The sequence below is a fragment of the uncultured Porphyromonas sp. genome, from assembly GCF_934359325.1.
GTDB lineage: Bacteria > Bacteroidota > Bacteroidia > Bacteroidales > Porphyromonadaceae > Porphyromonas_A.
Window position 1 is genome coordinate 1 of the sequence record NZ_CAKRLH010000245.1, and the last position, 2,210, is coordinate 2,210.

General features: G+C 60.5%; 3 protein-coding genes. 2 read left to right on the forward strand and 1 reads right to left on the reverse strand.

Going from position 1 to position 2,210, the window contains the following annotated elements; all coding sequences use genetic code 11:
- Positions 1-812: FAD-dependent oxidoreductase (locus tag Q0F21_RS07385; protein ID WP_297238730.1), on the reverse strand; the 812-nt coding region annotated here is incomplete at its 3' end.
- A 233-nt stretch (positions 813-1,045) separates the two neighbouring features.
- Between Q0F21_RS07385 and Q0F21_RS07390 the strand changes: the two genes are divergently transcribed.
- Positions 1,046-1,273, forward strand: coding sequence for a hypothetical protein (locus Q0F21_RS07390; protein WP_297238732.1), 228 nt, complete (start codon positions 1,046-1,048; stop codon positions 1,271-1,273).
- Positions 1,274-1,282: 9 nt separating this feature from the next.
- A partial coding sequence (locus Q0F21_RS07395; protein WP_297238734.1) for an HD domain-containing protein occupies positions 1,283-2,210 on the forward strand: 928 nt, incomplete at its 3' end.

A 2,210-nucleotide genomic window follows, 5' to 3' on the forward strand; every position in this document is an offset into this window, starting at 1 on the left:
ATGCTGTGTATCTGACCATTGTAGAGCGGTGCCTCATCGAGGTGACGCCGCAGCACCTCGTGGCTGGCAGGCGTCGTTTCCGTCAGGAAGCAGGGCCTCTGCGGCGTCTCTAAGCGAGACACCCCGGGGAGGAAAGAGAAGTGGTGCCATCCCTCCTCGCCATCCTGACGCTCGCAGAGGTCAAAGTGGATCGTCCGACCATCCAGCCGCATCGGCGTACCGGTCTTCATCCGATCGGTCCTGAAGCCAAGCCCTGTGATCTGCTCCGAGAGGCGGAGTGAGGCCGGCTCGGCGATGCGCCCGCCGGGGATCTGCACGCCGCCGATATGCATCAGGCCATTGAGGAAGGTCCCATTGGTGAGGATCACCGCCCTCGCCCTTATCGTAAGCCCCATGGCGGTGACTACACCGGTGACCGCCCCACCCTCGTGGAGCAGCTGCACGACAGCATCCTGCCAGAGGGAGAGGTTGGGCGTCTGCTCGAGATAAGTCCGCCAGAGGTGGGAGAAGCGGCCCCTATCGCTCTGAGAGCGGGGGCTCCACATCGCAGGTCCCTTGCTCCTATTGAGCATCCGAAATTGTATCGACGACCTATCGGTGATGATCCCCATCAGGCCGCCAAGGGCATCCAGCTCGCGCACGATCTGCCCCTTGGCGATACCCCCCACGGCGGGGTTGCACGACATCTGGGCGATCTTGTCGAGATCCATGGTGATGAGGAGGGTACGGGAGCCGAGCAGGGCCGCCGCATGGGCTGCCTCACAGCCGGCATGACCGGCACCGACCACGATAATGTCATAGGATAGTCTCATACCTACAAAGATACGCAGATTTGCGCCGTCGCGTGACAACCCTCCGTCAGCCCTGGTCGCACCGAGAGTTAGGGAGCGGACATCCCCGGCGGCGGGGAGTATCGTATCGAGCTGGATAGAGTTCGGTGAATTCTAAAACCGATATTAGTTTTGGGGGGGGTGCAGGGGCATCCGTCCGACCGGAGAAAATGACTATATTTACACACATAGAGAGATAGAGCCTACAAAAGATTATGAGTAAGAGTAACACCACACTTCCTATCCTGATATGCGTCGTGGTGGGGATCGCCGCCATCGTCGGTCTCCTCAGGTCGACGAGCTGGGTGACCTTCTGGATCGCCCTCGCCGTCCTCGCCATCGCACTGATCCTGCTGGTCGTCCTCTCCGTCCGTCCGCGGCGGGTGCGCCGGTCAGACTACGAGCAGAGACTCTCCGACCGTCTCTCGCACAGAGAGAAGTAAGCCGTCGCCATGTATCGTCACCGAGCCATATCGTACGAGAGCAGTATCGGGGAGATCCTGAGGTATCTCTTTAGCCTCGATCATGGGCTGTCGGCGGACCTGATCCACCGGGTGCTGGAGATCCTCCGCCGCTCCTCCGATCAGGGGGCGTACGAGGCGAAGAGCCTCGACAGTCTGAAGACGCAGCTCCTCACCGCCGTCTCCGCGGTGGAGGAGATCGGCCTCCACTCCTCCTCCCTCCTGGCGATCCTCCTCTGGCGCCCTATGAGCTGCGGCGTGGTGACGGAGGAGCAGGTCGAGGAGACCTTTGGCTCCGATACGGCACACTTGGACCGACTTCTCCTGCGGGTCTGCGAGGTGTACGACCCGACGGAGGTGATGACGAGCGATAATCTCGGACGATTTCTCCTCTCCTTTGCGGAGGATGTGCGGATCATCCTTATCCTGATCGCCGACCGACTGGTTCGGCTGAGACTCGCCGGGCATCTCCTCGGGGAGACGGAGCGGACGGTACTGGCGGACGAGGTACACACGATCTTTGCCCCCTACGCCCATCGCATGGGTCTCTATGCGGTCAAGAGTGAGATGGACGACCTGGCGCTCAAGTACACCGACCGTAAGGCGTACTCCTATATAAAGGAGAAGCTGGCGCAGACCAAGGATGCTCGCGATGCCTATATCGCCGCCTTTATCCGACCGCTGGAGGAGCGCCTGGGGGAGGCGGGACTGAAGTTTCATATCAAGGGGCGAACGAAGTCGATCTCATCGATCCACCATAAGCTGCAGGTGCAGAAGTGTGCCTTCGAGCAGATCTACGACCTCTTTGCCATCCGCATCATCCTCGACTCAGAGCCAAAGAAGGAGAAGGGCGACTGCTGGCATGTCTACTCCATCGTCACCGACATGTATCAGCCCAATCCGAAGCGGCTCAAGGACT